Annotated in this window: 12 protein-coding genes; 11 read left to right on the forward strand and 1 reads right to left on the reverse strand. The window is 38.8% G+C overall.

Annotation, left to right across the window (positions count from 1 at the left end; translation table 11 throughout):
• Positions 1–9: 9 nt before the first annotated feature.
• Positions 10–1575: an alpha-L-fucosidase gene (locus GFO_RS08025; RefSeq protein ID WP_011709588.1), complete on the reverse strand. Its 1566-nt coding sequence runs from the start codon at positions 1573–1575 to the stop codon at positions 10–12.
• Between the two features lie 500 nt (positions 1576–2075).
• On the opposite strand from GFO_RS08025, the gene GFO_RS08030 reads away from it, so the two are divergent.
• The 11 genes from GFO_RS08030 to GFO_RS08080 all read left to right on the forward strand — a co-directional run bounded on the left by GFO_RS08030 (position 2076) and on the right by GFO_RS08080 (position 19032).
• Positions 2076–5342 (forward strand): SusC/RagA family TonB-linked outer membrane protein, encoded by a 3267-nt coding sequence (locus GFO_RS08030; RefSeq protein WP_011709589.1) that lies wholly within the window; start codon positions 2076–2078, stop codon positions 5340–5342.
• 29 nt (positions 5343–5371) lie between these two features.
• Complete coding sequence (locus GFO_RS08035; protein WP_011709590.1) at positions 5372–6910, forward strand: RagB/SusD family nutrient uptake outer membrane protein; 1539 nt, start codon at positions 5372–5374, stop codon at positions 6908–6910.
• Between the two features lie 18 nt (positions 6911–6928).
• On the forward strand, positions 6929–8395 hold the full coding sequence (locus GFO_RS08040) for a PKD domain-containing protein (protein WP_011709591.1): 1467 nt from the start codon (positions 6929–6931) through the stop codon (positions 8393–8395).
• A 103-nt stretch (positions 8396–8498) separates the two neighbouring features.
• Positions 8499–9815 carry a LamG domain-containing protein gene (locus GFO_RS17250; RefSeq protein WP_011709592.1) on the forward strand — a complete coding sequence of 439 codons (1317 nt, stop codon included), beginning with the start codon at positions 8499–8501 and terminating at the stop codon, positions 9813–9815.
• 244 nt (positions 9816–10059) lie between these two features.
• Positions 10060–11388 carry a carbohydrate binding domain-containing protein gene (locus GFO_RS17255; protein WP_011709593.1) on the forward strand — a complete coding sequence of 443 codons (1329 nt, stop codon included), beginning with the start codon at positions 10060–10062 and terminating at the stop codon, positions 11386–11388.
• Between the two features lie 28 nt (positions 11389–11416).
• Positions 11417–12286 carry a phytanoyl-CoA dioxygenase family protein gene (locus GFO_RS08055; protein WP_011709594.1) on the forward strand — a complete coding sequence of 290 codons (870 nt, stop codon included), beginning with the start codon at positions 11417–11419 and terminating at the stop codon, positions 12284–12286.
• 133 nt (positions 12287–12419) lie between these two features.
• Positions 12420–13535 carry a Zn-dependent alcohol dehydrogenase gene (locus GFO_RS08060; protein ID WP_011709595.1) on the forward strand — a complete coding sequence of 372 codons (1116 nt, stop codon included), beginning with the start codon at positions 12420–12422 and terminating at the stop codon, positions 13533–13535.
• A gap of 24 nt (positions 13536–13559) precedes the next feature.
• A complete protein-coding gene (locus GFO_RS08065) occupies positions 13560–14363 on the forward strand; it encodes an alpha/beta hydrolase (RefSeq protein WP_011709596.1) in 804 nt (267 codons plus the stop codon).
• A gap of 48 nt (positions 14364–14411) precedes the next feature.
• Complete coding sequence (locus GFO_RS08070) at positions 14412–16997, forward strand: glycoside hydrolase family 2 TIM barrel-domain containing protein (RefSeq protein ID WP_049792127.1); 2586 nt, start codon at positions 14412–14414, stop codon at positions 16995–16997.
• Positions 16998–16999: 2 nt separating this feature from the next.
• Complete coding sequence (locus GFO_RS08075; RefSeq protein WP_011709598.1) at positions 17000–18223, forward strand: glycoside hydrolase family 117 protein; 1224 nt, start codon at positions 17000–17002, stop codon at positions 18221–18223.
• Between the two features lie 17 nt (positions 18224–18240).
• Positions 18241–19032, forward strand: a complete 792-nt coding sequence (locus GFO_RS08080; protein ID WP_011709599.1) for a 3-keto-disaccharide hydrolase — start codon at positions 18241–18243, stop codon at positions 19030–19032.
• Positions 19033–19050 lie beyond the last annotated feature (18 nt).

Consider the following 19050-nt stretch of genomic DNA (forward strand, 5'->3'; position numbering starts at 1 on the left):
TTTTATTAATTAAGCTTTTGTAAGCTCTAGAACGTGGGCATAATCACCCGATTTCTTTCCTAAGTTTTCAACCTTAAGACCTTTTTCATTTCTGACAAATTTCACTTTTGCATCACTTCCCAGTAAACGAATATTCTTTACCTTAAAATCTCTTCCGAATTCACTATTATCACCCAGGGATTCGATATTTACTTTTCCATCTTCCGGCCACGCCATCATAATAGCAAACAACTTATCTCCCTTTTTAGTAAAACGAATATCCTGACCAGTAAAGTCCTTGTTCTCACCTTCAGAGTGATGTCCCTTCTTTACTTCTGTAGGACCTTCACCAAAAGTTTCCCAATATTCTGTTTCATAGATAGCTTCTCCATTTACATCCAGCCAATCCCCAATTTGTAAAAGGATCTTTTTTTGGTCTTCTGGAATAGTACCATCAGCTTTGGGACCTACATTCAGCAATAAATTGCCATTTTTTGAAACGATATCCACGAGATCGTCTATTAACTGATTAGTGTTTTTAGATTCCCAGTTAGTCACATGACTCCAGGAATTTTTTCCAATAGAAGTATCGGTTTGCCAGGGCAGTTTTCTAATGCCAGGCAGTTTTCCGCGCTCCAAATCGTATATCACCGTACCTTCAGGAAAAGCCTCATGATTAAAATTCTTATCATTGATCACGACTTCTTTGCCCCATTCATTTCCTTTGTTATAATAATAGGCCGCTATTTTCGGTCTTAATTCTTCAAAATCCGGGATATCTAAATAAAAATCAAACCAAAGAATCTCAGGTTGATAGTTATCAATTAGATCGGTTGTTCTATTCCACCATCTCTTTTTAAATTCTTCGGAAACCGGTTCTTCAAGATTCTGTCCTTTGGAAGAATACAAATCGGCATATTCAGGATTGGTAGTATCAAAATGATCTTTTTTGTTGTAAAAAGACCAGTTGAAAGCGAAATGCGAAGAAGCTCCCATTATCATATCCTGCTTGCGGCCTTCCTGAAAAAGCTCTCCGAGTATATCACGATTTGGCCCCATATCTACAGAATTCCAACGTGTGGTTTTAGAATCATACATTGCAAAACCATCGTGATGATCGGCGACCGGAATTATATATTTTGCTCCCGCTTTTTTGAAAAGGCTAATCCATTCTTCTGCATTAAACTTCTCCCCTTTGAACATCGGGATAAAATCTTTATATCCGAAATCCTTCTGCTTACCCCATTCTTTCACATGATGTTTATAAACATCTGAAGGTCCCGAGCTCTGGTGATCCAATTGTGCCGTAAACACTGCCGTATCCATATACATTAAACGAGGATACCATTCAGATCCATAGGCCGGTACTGAATAAGCACCCCAGTGGATGAAAATTCCGAATTTTTGATCGTTGAACCACTTCGGGTCTTCATAGTTTTCTTTGATGGATTCCCAATTTGGCTGGAAATTTACCGTACTGTCAGATTGGGAAAAATTTTGCATATTTCCTAAATCCATCTTCTTCTCTCCCTGTCCACAAGCTGATAGTAATACCAGCGAAAACATATAGACAAGGATTTGTTTTGGTCTGAACATTTATTGATTTTTAAAATTGTGATCTAACTTCTTCTCTGCTGCTAAATTGTAATTTTTCTTTACATATAAGGATTACGTATGTTTTCTTTAAGGTAACATATGGTTTTTACTCAGAGAAATTATTGCAAAATCCCGCTATTTGCCTATATGAGATTTAAAACTGCATCACAGAACTGAGGAAAGTGAAGTACTACCTTATTGCTTATCTATAAGCTTCTTATAAGGCATTCCATAATATGGACACTCTATCTTGTGAAGTACGTTTTTCTTAAGACAGTTAGGAATTCATAATTTCTACATTCAACGGAAAAACTTTAAAAGCAAGGCTATTACTCAATTTACGAGAATAAAAATCATATGTTGCAACCTTCAAAACATATGTTATCCTGTTCAGAGCTTTTATTATACACCTTTACAACATGTTAAGGAAAGATTAATTTTTTATTCTCTTTTTTAACAAGATAAATCAGAATAATTTACATAACACTAAAACTTTAAGTATGAATGAAAAATTCAAAGCTTTAATAAGGAGTTTCTTTTTACTCGTCCAATTACTATTATTTATGAGTTTTCAGGATGGGAATGCTCAAAAGGAAATAACAGGCCAGGTTATAGATGACAATAATATTCCTATGCCCGGTGTAACTGTCCTTATAGAAGGTACAAATCAGGGAACTGCTACCGACTTTGATGGGTTTTACTCTTTAGAGGCCTCTCCATCAGATGTTTTGGTGTTTTCATTTATAGGATATGATGCCCAAAAAGTTACGGTAGGCGAAAAAACAACGATTGATTTAGTTCTACAGGCAAATGCTGAAGCTATGGACGAAATTGTTGTAATTGGTTATGGTACAGCCAAAAGAAGTGATTTAACAGGTTCTATTTCCTCTGTAAAAGCTGAAGAACTGGATAAGATAAAACCTGTTTCATTTGAGGGAGGACTTGCTTCAAGAGCAGCCGGAGTTCAGGTGACCCAATCTGAAGGAGGACCTGGAGCTGGTTTCCAGGTAAGGGTTAGAGGAGGTTCCTCTATTAATGCCAGTAATGATCCATTATATGTAATTGACGGATTTGCCATACCGGGAAGTCCGGTAAGCACATCTACCGGGATAGGAAACAGTACCACAAGTCCGCTTTCTACAATAGATCCAAGTACTATTGAATCCATTGAAATACTAAAAGATGCTTCTGCAACTGCAATTTACGGTTCCAGAGGGGCTAATGGTGTTGTTTTAATTACAACCAAAGGTGGAAAAAAAGGACGAACAGATCTAAACTTTGAAGCCTATACCAGTGTTTCAAACATTGTTAGACCTATAGACCTTTTATCTGCGCAAGAATTTGTAGACTGGAGATATGAGTATACTCCATTCGATCCTAACAATCCTACCGGTCAATTTGTAGGAGCCTACAGGGATCAGTTTGGAAACCCGATAGATCTTAATAATCCTGATGTTATACTAACAGACTGGCAGGATGAAATTGCCAGGACTGCAATAACAAGTAATTACAAATTATCCTTATCTGGAGGAAGCGAAAATACTTCGTATGCGGGCTCCTTCTCTTATCTAGATCAAGAGGGTGTTATCAAAACTTCCAATTTTGAACGTTATGCAGCCAGTATTAAAGTAGATCAAAAAATATCTGACAAATGGAAAGCCGGTCTGAATGTAAATATTGGTTATAACAAAAGAAGTGGAGTTGTTTCGGCAGCTACTGAAAATGCAAACGGAAGATCGGGAATCGTTACCAATGCTGTTCTATTTTCACCGGTTCAGGGTCTAACCCGTTATGATGATGCAGAATATGATGATGATGGTAGATTACTATCATTAAGAGGGGGTGACATTGTAAATCCTAACAGGATTCTTGAAGGAAACCTGAATGAAGGAGATAACTTCCAAAGCTTTGGAAATATATTCGTTCAATACAATTTTACAGATGCCCTTAGTTTCAAATCTTCTATTAGAGGAAACTTCTATACCAATAAAGGACAGGCTTACTACTCTGAAAAATTTGGTTGGGGACAGTCTGCCAATGGTAGAGCTTTTACTAATGAATCCAGGGGTGCTGGCTTTATCACTGAACAAAACCTTAGTTTTAATAAAACTTTTGACGATCATAGAATAAATGCCACAGCAGTCTATGAGCAACAGCAAAATTTCAATGAGTTTTTAGTAGCCAGATCTACCGGTTTCAATTTACCCGGAGTAAATCTTGATAATTTAGGGACAGCTACGGTAACATTACCTACAAACTCAGGATATAATGATAATTCATTAAAATCATATTTGGGTAGGGTTCAATATGATTTTAAGAATAGATACACCTTAAATTTAAGTGCTCGTTACGATGGATCATCAAGGTTTGCAGAAGATAAAAAATGGGGTTTCTTCCCTTCAGCGGGGGTCGCGTGGAAGGTTTCTAATGAAAAATTCCTGGAAAACAGTAAGACCTTTAATAATTTAAAATTAAGCGCCAGTTATGGAGAAACGGGAAATACGCAAATTGGATCTTATAGATCTATTGCAGCCGGAACTCTTGCCAACTATATCTTTGCCGGTGATCAATTAGCAACCGGAGTCGCGATAGACAGATTAGGAAACCCAGATCTTACCTGGGAAACCACCACACAATATGATATTGGGCTGTCACTGGGTCTTTTCAAGAACCGAATTACTCTTGATGCAGATTATTATAATAAAAGCACTACAGATTTATTATTAGAAGTGCCTCTTCCTACAACATCGGGCTTTGAGTTTTCCTTTTCCAATTTAGGAGAGGTTGAAAATAAAGGTTTAGAATTTGCTCTAAATACTATAAACATAGAAAAGGACAATTTCACCTGGAACTCAAGCTTTAATATTAGTTTCAACAAAAATGAAATAAAAAATCTGGGGGGAGCGAATGAGTTTTTCGTTACTGCTATTGGTGATAACCAGATACAGAATGATTATATTGTAAGAGTAGGTGAATCGCTTGGATCGATTTATGGAATTGAAGAGCAGGGAGTTTATAATTATGGAGACTTTGCCGCTTTTGATGGTCTAACAGATACGCAAGCAGCCGAACAAATCCGTCAGGATGCCGCAACACAGGGAATTCCTTACTATGATTTGGTTTATACATTAAAAGACGGAGTAGTAACTTCTGCTGGACAACCAGATAATACCCAGTATCGTCCCGGAATACCAAAATTTGTAGATCAAAACGGTGATGGTATTGTAAATTCAGATGACAGAACTATTATTGGAAATACGCTTCCAGAATTTTTCGGAGGTTTCAATAATAATTTCACTTACAAAAACTTTGACCTATCTGTTTTAACATCTTTTTCCTATGGAAATGATGTTTACAACAAAAATATAAAACAAGGAACTTCACAGGATATTCCATTTTTTAATAAATATGGGCAGGTAAGAGACCGCTGGACCCCTGAAAACCCAAATACTAATGTACCAGGAATTTGGGGATACGGAGATGCCGGTATTTCTGGTAATACTTATTCCAGCTACGTTGAGGATGGTTCTTACATCAGATTGAGTAATATAACTTTTGGATATAATCTTCCTAATGACACTGCAAATAAGATGGGGCTAAAATCATTTAGAGTATATGGAGCGGTAGACAATCTTTATATCTGGACAGATTATTCAGGATATGATCCTGATGTTAGCGTTGGAAACAACCAATTAACACCAGGTTTGGATGTTGACTCTTATCCGAGAGCAAGAACTTTCAGAATAGGAATGAATATAGGTTTGTAAAAAGAATTAATAACTAAAATAAAAAGATTATGGAAACAGTAAAATTTAAAGGAGTCTGGATGATCCTGATAGGGATTATCTCCTTGACCTCCTGTAGTGATGATTACTTAGATGAAAATCCAAAAACTTTTGTTAGTCCAGATGCATTACTAACAGATGAAGAAGGAGCTGAAATCTATTTAGTGGGAGCATATGATGCCGTTCAGGATATTATAGTAACCGATGATGCCGACGGTTGGTTAAACCACTGGGGGACATTGGCAGCAGATGAAGTAGTGGTTCCTGGCTGGGGAGGTGATAGAAAATTGATATTTCTTCATCAGCTCACTCCTTCTAACGCTACAGTTAGAAGAATGTGGGAGAGCATGTATATTTCATTAAACCGTATTAATAGTGTGGTAGACAGAGTGGGTGCTATGACTCCAGATCAAATTGAAGATGAGCCAAAACAAAGAATTTTAGCCGAAGCAAGATATTTAAGGGCTATGATCAATTTTGCACTGGTATCAACCTGGGAAAACGTTCCGCTCATAGAACATGAAACTACCAGCCTAAATAATTTAGAAGTACCACAGGCTACACCTGAAGAAGTATATGCTTTTATTATTGAAGATCTCCAGGCCGCTAAAACTACTCTTCCTATGGAACAGGGAGGAGGAAGAGCTACTAAAGGTGCAGCTCAGGCACTTCTGGGGAAAGTTTACCTGCAAATGACCGGCTTCCCTTTAAATCAGGATGATAAGTTTGCCCTTGCAGAAGCTGAACTTAAAGAAGTGATTGACAGCGGTGTTTATGGCCTGGTAGATTCTTATCCAGATCTTTTTGACTATACCAATGAGCAAAACAAAGAAATCCTCTTTTCAATAGGAAAAGAAGGACCTGGTAAAAATGAAGGATCTTACCTGGGTGCTTTTTACGGACCTAACGGAAATGTAAATGAAGGTGGAGGATTTGGAACCGTATATGCAAATCATGAATGGGAAGCATCTTACGACCGTGATGACATCCGTTTATTAAACAATGTAGCAAAACACAATGCTAATAACTGGACACCAGAAGAAGGAATGTTCAACCCGGAATCCTGGGGTACCAATAAAGTACCATGGAGAGCCTGGAAATGGCATGCAGAAAAGCCAAATAACTATGTAAACGATGCTCCTTTTGACAACCCATATATTCGTTTTGCGGATGTTTTACTAATGTATGCGGAAGCATTGAACGGCCAGGGAGAGTTAAGTCAAGCTGTGATTGATATGACTGTGAACAGTCTGAGGGAAAGAGTTAGATTAGAACCTACTGCAGTTCCAGATATGGCTTTAGGAAGTCAGTCTGAAAATGCTGCCGAGATTCTCGCAGAAAGACGTAGAGAGCTTGCCTTAGAAGGGTGGAGACGTAATGATTTGATCCGTTTTGGGGTATATGAAGAAACGATAAATGCTATCAACCAGGAAGGTTTCAGTACAGCTGGAAATCCTGGTCCAAATTATAATGAATTTGAAATAAGGTGGCCAATTCCTAATTCAGAAATCGAGTTAAACCCAAGTCTGGAACAGAACCCAGGATATTAATAATCTTTATTGATAATTATGAAACAATTTTTAAATAGAAAATTCTTCAACTTAGGACTGGTTGTATTGGTAATGGTTATCGCTTTTATAAGCTGTACTCCAGATTCCAATTTAAGGGACGGAATTAGAGAAGTGACTTTTAGAGCAACAGCCAATACTGCATTAATAACGGAAGGAGAATCCATAACTTATATAGATTCTTCTTTAAATGTTGCCTCACGCACCTGGACATTTAACGGTGCCGATATTACCACATCAGATCAGAAGGAAGTTGAAGTAATGTATTCTGAACCTTCCTTTGATACGGTAAATCCGGCTGAGCAATCTACAGGTTTCTTTACTACGCTGGAAGTGGAACATGACGATGGAACTACTGAAAGTAATACTTTTAGAGTAATAGTCTATCCTGAAGTGGAAGCGGCTTTTACAGCCGATAAAACCTCAGCGCTGTTTGGAAGTACGGTTCAATTTACCAATCTCACAAAAAACAGAAGATCTGAATTTGAACTTGAACGTGAAGAAGATAGTTACCTCTGGGAATTTGAAGGCGGAACTCCAGCAACGAGTACTGCAGAAAACCCGGTAGTTACGTATCCGGAACCAGGCGTTTATAATGTAAAATTAACCGCACATCGTGCAGCTCCTGAACATGATGATATAGAAGTGAAAACCGACTATATCACCATTCTGGCAGCTATACCTATAGAACCTAAGTTTTCAGCAAATATTACCACAATTGAGGCTGGCGAAGCAATCACCTTTACGGATTCAAGTAGCGGAGATGGTGATTCGTGGAAATGGACATTCCCTGGTGGAACTCCGGAAACCTCTACAGAACAAAATCCAACAGTAGTTTATAACGAGGCAGGTGTTTACGATGTAACCTTAGAAGTAAACAGGTCTCAGGATGGTGAAAGCGAAAGCATTACCAAAGCTGAATTTATTACCGTAACTGAAGCTACCGGGCCATACTGTAATGATGAATCTAATCTGGTAGGCTGTGGCAATAATGATGGGGAAGAACAAAGCCTTTCAGACTGGGTAATCACCGGAGATGGTGGTGAAGATAGAAACGCTAATTTTTCGGTATCTACTGAACGTTTCTCAGAAGGTAGTGGTAGTCTGAAATATTCGTACAGCGAACCTGGAGCTCCAGCTTTTACTGATAACTTTTTAAGGTATAAGGAAGTATTGGTAAAAGTAGATGAAGCCGGTAACTATACATTATCTATGGATGTGTTTGGAGATATTTCTTCATCAGGAACCGAGTTTGTTTTTGAAATTTCCTTAGTAAATGCAGCTACAGATGTTGAAGCCAATAAGCAATTTTTCAGAAAAGCAGGAGGTTCCTGGTTTACGGCAACTACCTCTGTTGATCTTGCTCCGGGAGACTATTATGTGATGTTTAAAATGTGGAATCCGGGATTCCATGCAGATCTGGACATAGATGTTTATTTAGATAATATCACCGTGGTAAGGAATTAAAATTTTTATCACAATCAAATAAAAGGGGCTGGAATATAACTTTCCCGTCCCTTTTTTTATCTCATGTAGAATGTAGAACATGTGAAGTTTAAAAATATTGACTATGAAAATGAGAATTAAAATTTTATTCCTGAGCTTTATTATCCTGCCGATTTTAGGCTGTTCAAAGAGCGATGATAGTACAGAACAGGAACCCGAACAAGAAGTGGTTGATCCACAGGAACCTGACATTACCGAAGGATATATGCTAGCAAATTTTTCCATTGACGGGGAAATGGGCCATCCTCCTACTGAAGAAAACTGGGAAGTAGAAGAAATATTAACCGATGAATTTAACGGGGCTTCCTTAGATGAAGAAAAATGGAATGGTTTGCACCCTGTTTGGTCCGGACGCGTTCCCAGCAATTTTGTAAGGGAGAATACCACCCAGGCAGATGGCAATTTGAGGTTGAAATCTACCTCTATGGTAGACGACCTTTCTGAAGTGAATGATCCAGAGAATGATGTATGGGTCGCTGCGGCCAGCATGACTTCCAAAGCGAAATCAGCGAAACCGGGCTATTACTATGAAGCATCTATAAAAGCTTCAGACTTATCCATGACCTCTTCTTTCTGGTTTCGTATTGGTGAATATTCAGAAATAGATGTGATCGAACATCTCGGGCATTCCAGTAAAGAGAATCTGGCTGAAAGGCTGTCTTACGAATATGCAGCGAACACCCACGTTTATGGCCCGGAACAGGGTCCCGAACCAATTGGAGCGACTTATGAAATGGGTACCCGTGGCCGTGAAGAATTTCATGTGTATGGTTTCTGGTGGAAAGATGCCACTACCCTCCTATTCTATCTGAATGGAGAACAGGTGATGGAAATCACTCCAGCAGTTCCTTTTGAAGAAGACTTGTATCTAATTTTTGATACTGAAGTTTTCACATGGGCTGGCTTACCAAAAATTGAAAATTTAAAAGACGATAGTAAAAACACCATGCTGGTAGATTTTGTAAGAACGTACAAACCTGCAACTTCAGATTTTGATGGTGGCCTAGTGAAGAATGGAAGTTTTAATCAGTCTGAACTTGCTAACTGGTACTGGAAAGGCACAATTGCCCTTGAAACCAATACCCTGATTAATGACGGAGAAGTATTTAGCCTGCAATTAGCCCCAACGGGAGCAGTTTTACAGGAAGTTCAGGTAGAAAAAAATACAGCATACACCTTAAATTATAAGGTGAAAAATCCGGGAGGCTCTGCTAAAATTGGAATTTTCGATATCGAGGAAGAAACTATAAGCTCCAATGATTCCTGGAGCAGTAAGAACCTCACTTTTAATTCCGGTGATAATACTAAAATCTTTATTACTGCTGAGAATACCGGAAACTTCAGTGTGTATGTAGATGGTTTTAAACTGGCCAAACAATAAAAGAATAAGCTTTATAAAGAAAGCATACCTATGGTTATGTTATATGCTAATCCGTTTAGACGCCTAACATAAGTTTTTGTCACCTTGAGCGCAGTCGAAAGTTGAAACAAAAACGTTTCGACTTGAGCCTGTCGAAGGGCTTTTGGAATGTGCTTCGACAAGCTCAGCACGACAATAATCAACTTTTGTTTTTAAAACAAACTAGCATAGTTGAAAAACAATCATTTATCAAATTTTTATAAAAATGAAATTATTTTTAATATTACTTCTTAGTGTAGTTTTCAGCTCCTGCTCAGGTGATAGCAATACTGAACCACAGGAACCACCGGTTACTACACCTCCAGTTACTCAAATTGATCCTACGGAAGGTTATTCTTCAGGAAATCAAATACTTGAAAATAGTGATTCCCGGTTACCTGAAGAACAAGAATGGGCCATAGTCTCTGAATTAACCGATGAATTTGAGGGCGAAAGCCTGGATGAAACCAAATGGGATGATTACCATCCACATTGGGCAGGAAGGGCTCCAAGTAAATTCAAAAAAGGAAATGCATTTGTAGAAAATGGCAGGCTTAATTTAAGGTCTACCCTGCTTAAAGATCCTTCTGAAGTTGAAGATCCTGATACCGATATCTGGGTAAATTCAGCCGCGATGGTTTCTAAAGACTGGAGCGCGAAACCCGGTTACTATTACGAAGCTTCAATGAAAGCATCTTCCCTTTCCATGACCTCATCGTTCTGGTTCAGGGTGGGAGAATATTCTGAAATAGATGTTATAGAACATATTGGGAATGCTTCCAATCCTGTTTCAGAAACAAGGGATAAAAACCTGGGCTATCAATACCATACGAATGCTTTTCATTACTTCGGTTCAGAAGTAATTGATGTGGTTAGAAATGAATGGACCATGCCTACATTGGGGAGAGAAGAGTTTCACGTTTACGGACTATGGTGGAAAGACGCCAATACCCTTCATTTCTATCATAATGGGAAATTGGTGATGACCACTACCCCGCCCACCTCATTTGAAGAAAACTTGAAAATGATCTTTGATACAGAGGTGTTTTCATTTTATACCGCTTCCTGGGGTCTGCCGGGATTACCGTTAGTAGAAAACCTGAATGACGATTCAAAAAATACCGCTTATATAGATTTTGTAAGGACTTATAAAAAAAGTGAAGTCTCTTATAATTCCGGATTGCTGACCAATGGTTCATTTGAATCTAATGGATTGAATGGCTGGCTTTGGAAAGGCGATGTAAAAATCAATAACAATACCCTAAATCTAAATGAAGGCGTGATATACCTGGAATTAAAGGATCAAGGCAGTGTTATACAGGAAATTGATGTGGAAAAAAATACTGAGTATAGATTAAGCTGGAGTTCCAAAATTGAAAATGAAGAATTACAGGTGGAAGTTTATGATATTAAAAATGCGGCAAACAATAATACATCATGGCAGGAAGATGAATTTAGCTTTAATACCGGCGATACCGACAAAGTCTATATTTCATTTACTGCCGCTACAGGAGCAACTGCCTTTATAGATGCTATCAAACTAGAGAAACTATAATGTGATTTAAACCATAAAAAATAAAACCATGAGAGATCTCGCAGAATACCATCATCCGCTAACAGATATTTTTCCGCAGCCAAAAACGGCAAAAGAGTGGGAGAAATATAAGCTTACTGAAGAACAGGTTGCTTATTACCACGAGTATGGGCACTTATCGGGGATAAAACTGCTGGACGACCGGCAAATTGATCTACTAAACAAACAACTAGAAGAAATCCAGGATCCCGAACACCCCGAACACGATCTTTTTTATGAATTTCATTCCAATGAATCTGAAGATCCCAATTCGGTACTTTTCCATTCCCTGGGACATTGGCGTATAACCAAAGGTTTTCATGATGTATTGTGGAACCCGGCTTTTGTTATGGCTGCCAGTCAGTTATTGGGAAATAAAGCTGTCAGGTTCTGGCATGACCAGTTATTCTGCAAACCGGCAAAACATGGAGGCGTGGTAGCCTGGCACCAGGATTATTCTTACTGGACCCGCACTACCGCTATGCAGCATTTAACCTGTTGGACGGGACTTGATGACGCCACTACTGAAAATGGTTGTCTTCATTATATACCAAAAAGCCATAAATGGGGCTTGCTCGACAAACCAGAACTGGCGGGTGATATGGATAAAATAATGAATTACCTCACCGAAGAACAAAAACATGAATTTAAGCCGGTTCCTATAGAATTAAAAAAAGGCCATGCTTCTTTTCATCATCCATTAATGGTACACGGTTCCTATGAGAATAAATCAGATATAAGCCGCCGTGCATTTGTTCTTAATGTTTTTGCAGATGGAACAATCAGTAATACGAATGAAGAATTATTGAAAGGTGTTCCGGTAATCGAAAAAGGTGAGAAAATGCAAGGTAAATTTTTTCCCATGCTATTTGAAAAATAAATTCCATTAGAAAATTGTATTTCCTTTTTCATAGGATGCAGATAAAAACAAGATGCTAATAATATATTTTTCAGATAAGAAAATCAAGAGCCTCTGGTCATAAAACCCTTCTATAAAGCTTAAAAAATAAAACATGCCGATTATTTCAAAAAGCGCGGTTGCCAAAGGCGACGGTACTTTTATAATAGATAACATACACCTTGCAGATCCTGAAGCAGACGAGGTTTTGGTAAAAATTAAAGCTGCCGGACTTTGCCATACCGATTATGATTCCCTTTCCTGGGGCAAACCTTTAGTGATGGGTCATGAAGGCGCCGGAATTGTGGAAAAGGTGGGGAACGCGATAAAAGACCTGAAAAAAGGTGACCAGGTTATTTTAAACTGGGCTACTCCGTGTATGACATGTTTTCAATGTCAGGATGGAAACCAGCATATTTGTGAGAATAATTCACCCGTGGTAGCCGGCAGTAACGGTCATACTCCGGGTCACGCCCATCTGGAAGGCTCTAAATGGAATGGAAAAGCTATAGAACGATCCTTCAATATTGGTACGTTGAGTGAATATGCCCTGGTAAAAAAATCAGCCGTCGTAAAGGTGGAGGAAGAAAAACTGAATTTTTCTGCTGCGAGTATCATAAGCTGCGGTGTAATGACAGGTTACGGTTCAGTGGTAAATTCAGCAAAATTAATAGCAGGTAGTTCAGCTGTAGTATTGGGCTGTGGCGGGGTAGGTTTAAGTGTTATAAATGCCTGTAAGATTTCAGGTGCAAGTAGGATTATTGCCGTGGACATCAATCCTAAAAAACTGGAACTGGCCAAAAAATTTGGCGCTACAAAAATCGTTTTAGCCGAAAAGACTGATAAAGGATTAAATAAAATAGCTGAACAAATTAAAACAATATTTGATGGCCGTGGCGCAGATTATGCTTTTGAATGCACTGCTATTCCAGAATTGGGTGTTGCACCTTTGGCAATGATCCGCAACGCGGGTACCGCAGTTCAGGTTAGTGGTATAGAACAGGAGATAAATGTAGATATGCGATTGTTTGAGTGGGATAAGGTTTATATAAACCCGTTGTACGGAAAATGTCGCCCACAGATAGATTTTCCTAAGTTGATGCACCTTTTTAAAAAAGGGGATCTGAAACTAAGGGAAATGATTACGAAAGAATACAAGCTCGAAGATCTGCCAAAAGCTTTTGATGATATGCTTGCTGGCAATAATGCCAAGGGAGTGGTGGTGTTCTAATAATTAAGTGAATAAATCGATAAAATGAGCAGTTTAAGAACTATTGAACTTTCAGACAAAAACTTTGAGACTGATGGGCTGCGCTTTCTAACAGTTAAAACTAAAAACCTGAAAGGGCGGGGCGATATTTGCCTTTTTGTTCCCGAAGTTGCTGAAAATGTAACTAACCTGCCCATCTATATCCTGTTGCATGGTGTTTATGGGAGTGCCTGGGTATGGGCTTTAAAAGGCGGTGCCCACCATACCGCTAAGCAATTAATGGACAATGGCAGTATTGATCCAGCCATTATTGCCATGCCTTCAGATGGACTTTGGGGAGATGGTTCGTCCTATTTATCTCACCAGGAAAAAGACTTTGCTCAATGGATTGTTTCGGATGTGCCAAAGGCTATTATCGAAAATATCCCATCTGCAGGGGAGAAATCTAAACTCTGCATTGGCGGGCTCTCCATGGGTGGCTACGGTGCATTGATGTTAGGAGCTAAATATCCTCAAAAATTTAAGGCAATTTCAGCACATAGTGCTATTACAACATTTAAAGGAATGGCGGCTTTTGTAGAAGAGAACCTGAACCTATATAATTTGAAGGATGTGGAAAAGAATGTCATAGACGTCATTTTAGAACATCAAGATCAATTGCCCAACCTTCGATTTGATTGTGGAAGAAATGATGATTTATTGAAAGCTAACCGAAAATTGCATCGGCAACTACTTGAACTTGGCGTAAAACACAGCTTTGAAGAGTTTGAAGGCGGACATGAATGGTCCTACTGGCAAAAGCATTTGGAACTTAGTCTCCGGTTCTTTGATGAACAAATTGGAGTTTAGAAAGAAATGATCATGTTTTTAGCAATCTGTAAAAAAAGCATTTATAAAATGAACAATAAAAAACTAAAAAATATTGCAATATCTAAATTGTATGCTTTTATTCTTATACTCTCCTTTTTGGGTAATAGCTCTTATTCCCAGGAGCATAGAAAAATGGTTGCTGAAAGAGAAATAGATTTCAATCAGGATTGGCAATTTTCCTTACGCGAAATTTCAGATAGCAGCCGTACTCACCACGAAGCAAATTGGAAAAAGCTACAGCTGCCCCATGACTGGAGTGTGGAAGCCTCTTTCGACTCTATAAACGGCGAGGGCGCGACCGGATATCTTCCCGGCGGCATCGGCTGGTATAAAAAGGAATTTAAAACTAAGGTTACCAAAGATGAAAAAACCTATCTATATTTTGATGGGGTCTATAACAATGCTGAAATTTGGCTAAATGGGAATAAGTTGGGCTTCCATCCCTATGGCTACTCCCCTTTTTATTTCGATATCACCGCCTATCTTAAAAAAGACAGCATAAATAACCTTTTAATGCTTAAAGTTGATCGCACCCGATATGTTGATAGCAGGTGGTACACAGGTTCCGGAATTTACCGGGATGTAAAATTGATTACTACCGATAAGCTGCATATACCAGTATGGGGGACTTTTTTTACAACTTCAAAAATTTCAGAAAAAGAAGCAACTATTAATGCCGAAATTAGCCTTATAAATGACCATTCTGAAAATATGGATTTTCAATTGATCACAGAAATATATAATCCGCAGGATAAAATAGTAGCCAGTATTTCTGAAAATATAAGTTTAAAAGGTAATTCTGAAAAACCTATCGTTCAGGAATTGAAAGTTGACGACCCACTTCTATGGGATATAAATACTCCCAATATGTACACCGCTATAACCACCATAAAAAGTAACGACAAAAATATAGATCACTATAAAACCTCATTTGGGATCAGGTCATTTAGGTTTGACAAAGACAATGGCTTTTTTCTAAATGGAAAAAGCATGAAGATAAAAGGTGTCAATTTACATCATGATGCTGGGCTTGTAGGAGCCGCCGTCCCTAGAGGTGTGTGGAAAAGACGCTTGTTAAAGTTAAAGGAAGCAGGGGTAAATGCCATACGCACTGCCCACAATCCGGCTTCAGAAGACTTCCTAGATCTTTGCGATGAAATGGGCTTTTTGATCCAGGAAGAATTTTTTGATGAATGGGGTTTTTCAAAAGATAAAAGATTAAACCAACAGGAAAGACATTCAGATTATATATCCAGAGGCTATACGGAACATTTTCAGAAGTGGGCTGAAAAAGATCTCAAAAATACCATGCTACGAGATAGAAACCATCCTTCTATTATCCAGTGGAGCATAGGGAACGAGATTGAATGGACCTATCCCCGCTACTCCCATTCCAGTGGCTTTTTCAACATGGACTGGCAAGGAAATTATTTTTGGGAACAGCCCCCAATTTCCCCTGAAGAAATTAAAAAACTATATAATGAAAGCCCGGAAAATGAATATGTCCTGGCCGAAACAGCAAAAAAATTATCCAATTGGACAAAGGAAATGGATACTACCCGACCAGTAACTGCCAATTTAATCCTGCCTTCGGTAAGTCATGTTTCGGGATATACCGATGCACTGGATGTAGTAGGATATAGCTACCGTAGGGTTATGTATGATTATGGCCATAAAAACTATCCAGATAAACCTATAATGGGAACAGAGAATTTAGTGCAGTGGCATGAATGGAAGGCTGTAATGGAACGACCTTTTATAGCAGGAACTTTTTTATGGACGGGAATTGATTATATGGGGGAATCTAACGCTCAATGGCCAAGAAAAGGGACTACCAGCGGGATGCTTGATTTTGCTGGGTTTAAAAAACCCTCTTACCATATGATAAAAACTTTATGGAATGATGAGCCCCATATTTATATCGCAACCCAAAAGGCTGAAAAATCGATTTTCAGGTATGATAAGAATAAAGGGGATGTAGTAGAAAAAGAACCCGGCGCATGGAAACAGGCTTTGTGGACCTGGCATGACGTAAACGAGCACTGGAATTATTCAGCAAATGATACCGTTATCGTAGAAATATATTCTAACCTGGAGGAAGTAGAATTGTTTCTAAATGATAAATCACTCGGCAGTAAAAAACTGGATCAATTTGATGATAGGATCTATAAATGGGTTGTTCCTTTTACTGATGGCACCTTGATCGCGAAAGGAACAAAAAACGGCAAAATTGTAAGTATTCAACGTACAACTGCCGGCCCGCCCGTAGCAATCGAGCTTAGCACGAAAAACAACAGCATAGCCGCAAATTCGCGTGACGTGGCCCATATTGTAGCCCAATTGATAGATGATTCGGGCAATCCGGTCAAAACCCAGGAAAAGAAAATTGAATTTACTATTGAAGGTGAAGCAAAAATTCTTGGAGTAGATAACGGTGCCGGGGATAATGTACAGGATTATCAATCAAACTCCATAATTACAGATCAGGGAAGAGCACTTTTAATTATTCAAGGTACCAACCAGCCTTCAACCATTAAGGTAAATGTCAAAGCTCCTGGCCTGAAGAAAGAGACCACTTCAATTAAAATATCATCAACCCATAATCAAAAATAAAAATGATCAAAAAAACTAAAGCTTTAATTGTTATAGGTCTTATGGCTACTTTATATAGTTGTAATAATACTTCGGAGAAAATTTCCGCGGAAAAGACAGAAGATAAGCCGGAAATTTCTCAGGTAGATATTGATCGGCTGGGAATTACCAATCCAGATTCCCTTAGCGCCGCTTCAGTAAGGGCATTAGACTGGCCGGATGTGGGTAATGAATGGTTTATTGAATTCAGTGAACTGCAACCCCTGAAAGGCGATCTTGCTTACGAAGAAGGTGTGGTAAGGCGTGATCCCAGTGCTTTATTAAAGCATGATGGGAAATATTATGTATGGTATACTAAAAGTGTTGGACCTACGCAGGGATTTGGGGGAGATATTGAAAATGACAAGGTTTTCCCATGGGATCGCTGTGATATCTGGTATGCGACTTCAGAAGATGGTTGGACCTGGGAAGAACAGGGTATAGCCGTTGCTCGTGGTGAAAAAGGGGAATATGACGACCGTTCTGTGTTTACCGTAGAAATTATGGAAGACAAAGGCAAATATTATTTATCCTATCAGACTATTCAATCTCCTTACAATGTAAGAACCAAAAACCAGGTGGGACTTGCCTGGGCAGATTCTCCCAATGGCCCCTGGACCAAAAGTAAAGACCCTATCTTAAGTCCAGCTGATAACGGTATTTGGAAAGGGGAAGAACAAAACAGGTTTGCAGTTGAAAAAAAAGGTGATTTTGACAGTCATAAAGTACACGATCCCTGCATTATTCCCTACAATGGCAAATATTATTTGTACTACAAAGGAGAACAAATGGGGGAAGAAATCACTTTTGGGGGTAGACAGATACGTCACGGAGTAGCCATAGCTGATAATCCCAAAGGGCCTTATGTGAAATCTGCTTACAACCCAATTAGCAACAGTGGCCATGAAATTTGTGTTTGGAAACATAATGGGGGCATTGCCTCGCTGATCACCACCGACGGACCTGAAAAAAACACGATCCAATGGGCTCCAGATGGCGTTAACTTTGGTATAAAATCAGTTATTAAGGGTGCGCCGCATGCTATTGGTCTTAACCGCGAACTTAATACTGATGAATCTGAGGAGCCAGGGGCAATTTTAGGGTGGGGATTATCACATATTTATAACAATAGTGACTACCAAAGCATCATGCGATTTTCCTCCAAAAGAAGAACTTCCCATGTAGCAAAAGGGGAAAAAGCTGAATAACATAAATTCTAAATTTTATGAAAAAAGTATCTGTATTATTCCTTCTTACCGTAATGCTCATTGCTTTATCATGTGGATCGAAAATCAAAAAAGACAGCAGCGAAAACTGGCAATCCCTTTTTAATGGGGAAAACCTTGACGATTGGATTGTAAAGATCCACCATCATGAAGTGGGCGATAATTATGCTAATACCTTCAGGGTGCAAAACGGGGTAATCCAGGTAAATTACGATGAGTATACCGGATTTAACGAGCGGTATGGCCATCTGTTTTACAAAGAGCCATTTTCTTCCTATCATCTTAAATTTAAATATCGTTTTACAGATCAGTGGTTAAAAGATGCGCCAGATTACACCTATCGCAATAGCGGCGTGATGTTCCATTCCCAGGCACCAGAGACTATTCTAAAAGAACAGGACTGGCCAATTTCCGTAGAATATCAAATGCTTGCCGATGCCGGCGATGGTGAACCGAGACCCACCGGAAATATGTGTTCTCCAGGTACCGAAGTGTATTACGATGGTGAAATGGATCCACGGCATTGTATTCGTTCATCCTCTAGAACTTATAGATGGGACGAATGGGTTAATGCGGAACTTATTGTTTATCGTGATTCCCTTATCATCCATAAAATCAATGGGAATAAAGTGTTGGAGTATAGTAAACCCCAAATTGGCGGCGGAGTCGCCACGGGTTTTGACCCTACTCTAAAAGAAGATGGAAAGCCTCTTACCAGTGGGTATATAGCTTTACAGGCAGAAGGCCAGGGTGTAGAGTTTAAAGATATCAAAATCAAAAAACTGGATTGAATATTTATTCAAAATTTA

Origin of the sequence: Christiangramia forsetii KT0803, from assembly GCF_000060345.1 — a bacterium.
GTDB lineage: Bacteria > Bacteroidota > Bacteroidia > Flavobacteriales > Flavobacteriaceae > Christiangramia > Christiangramia forsetii.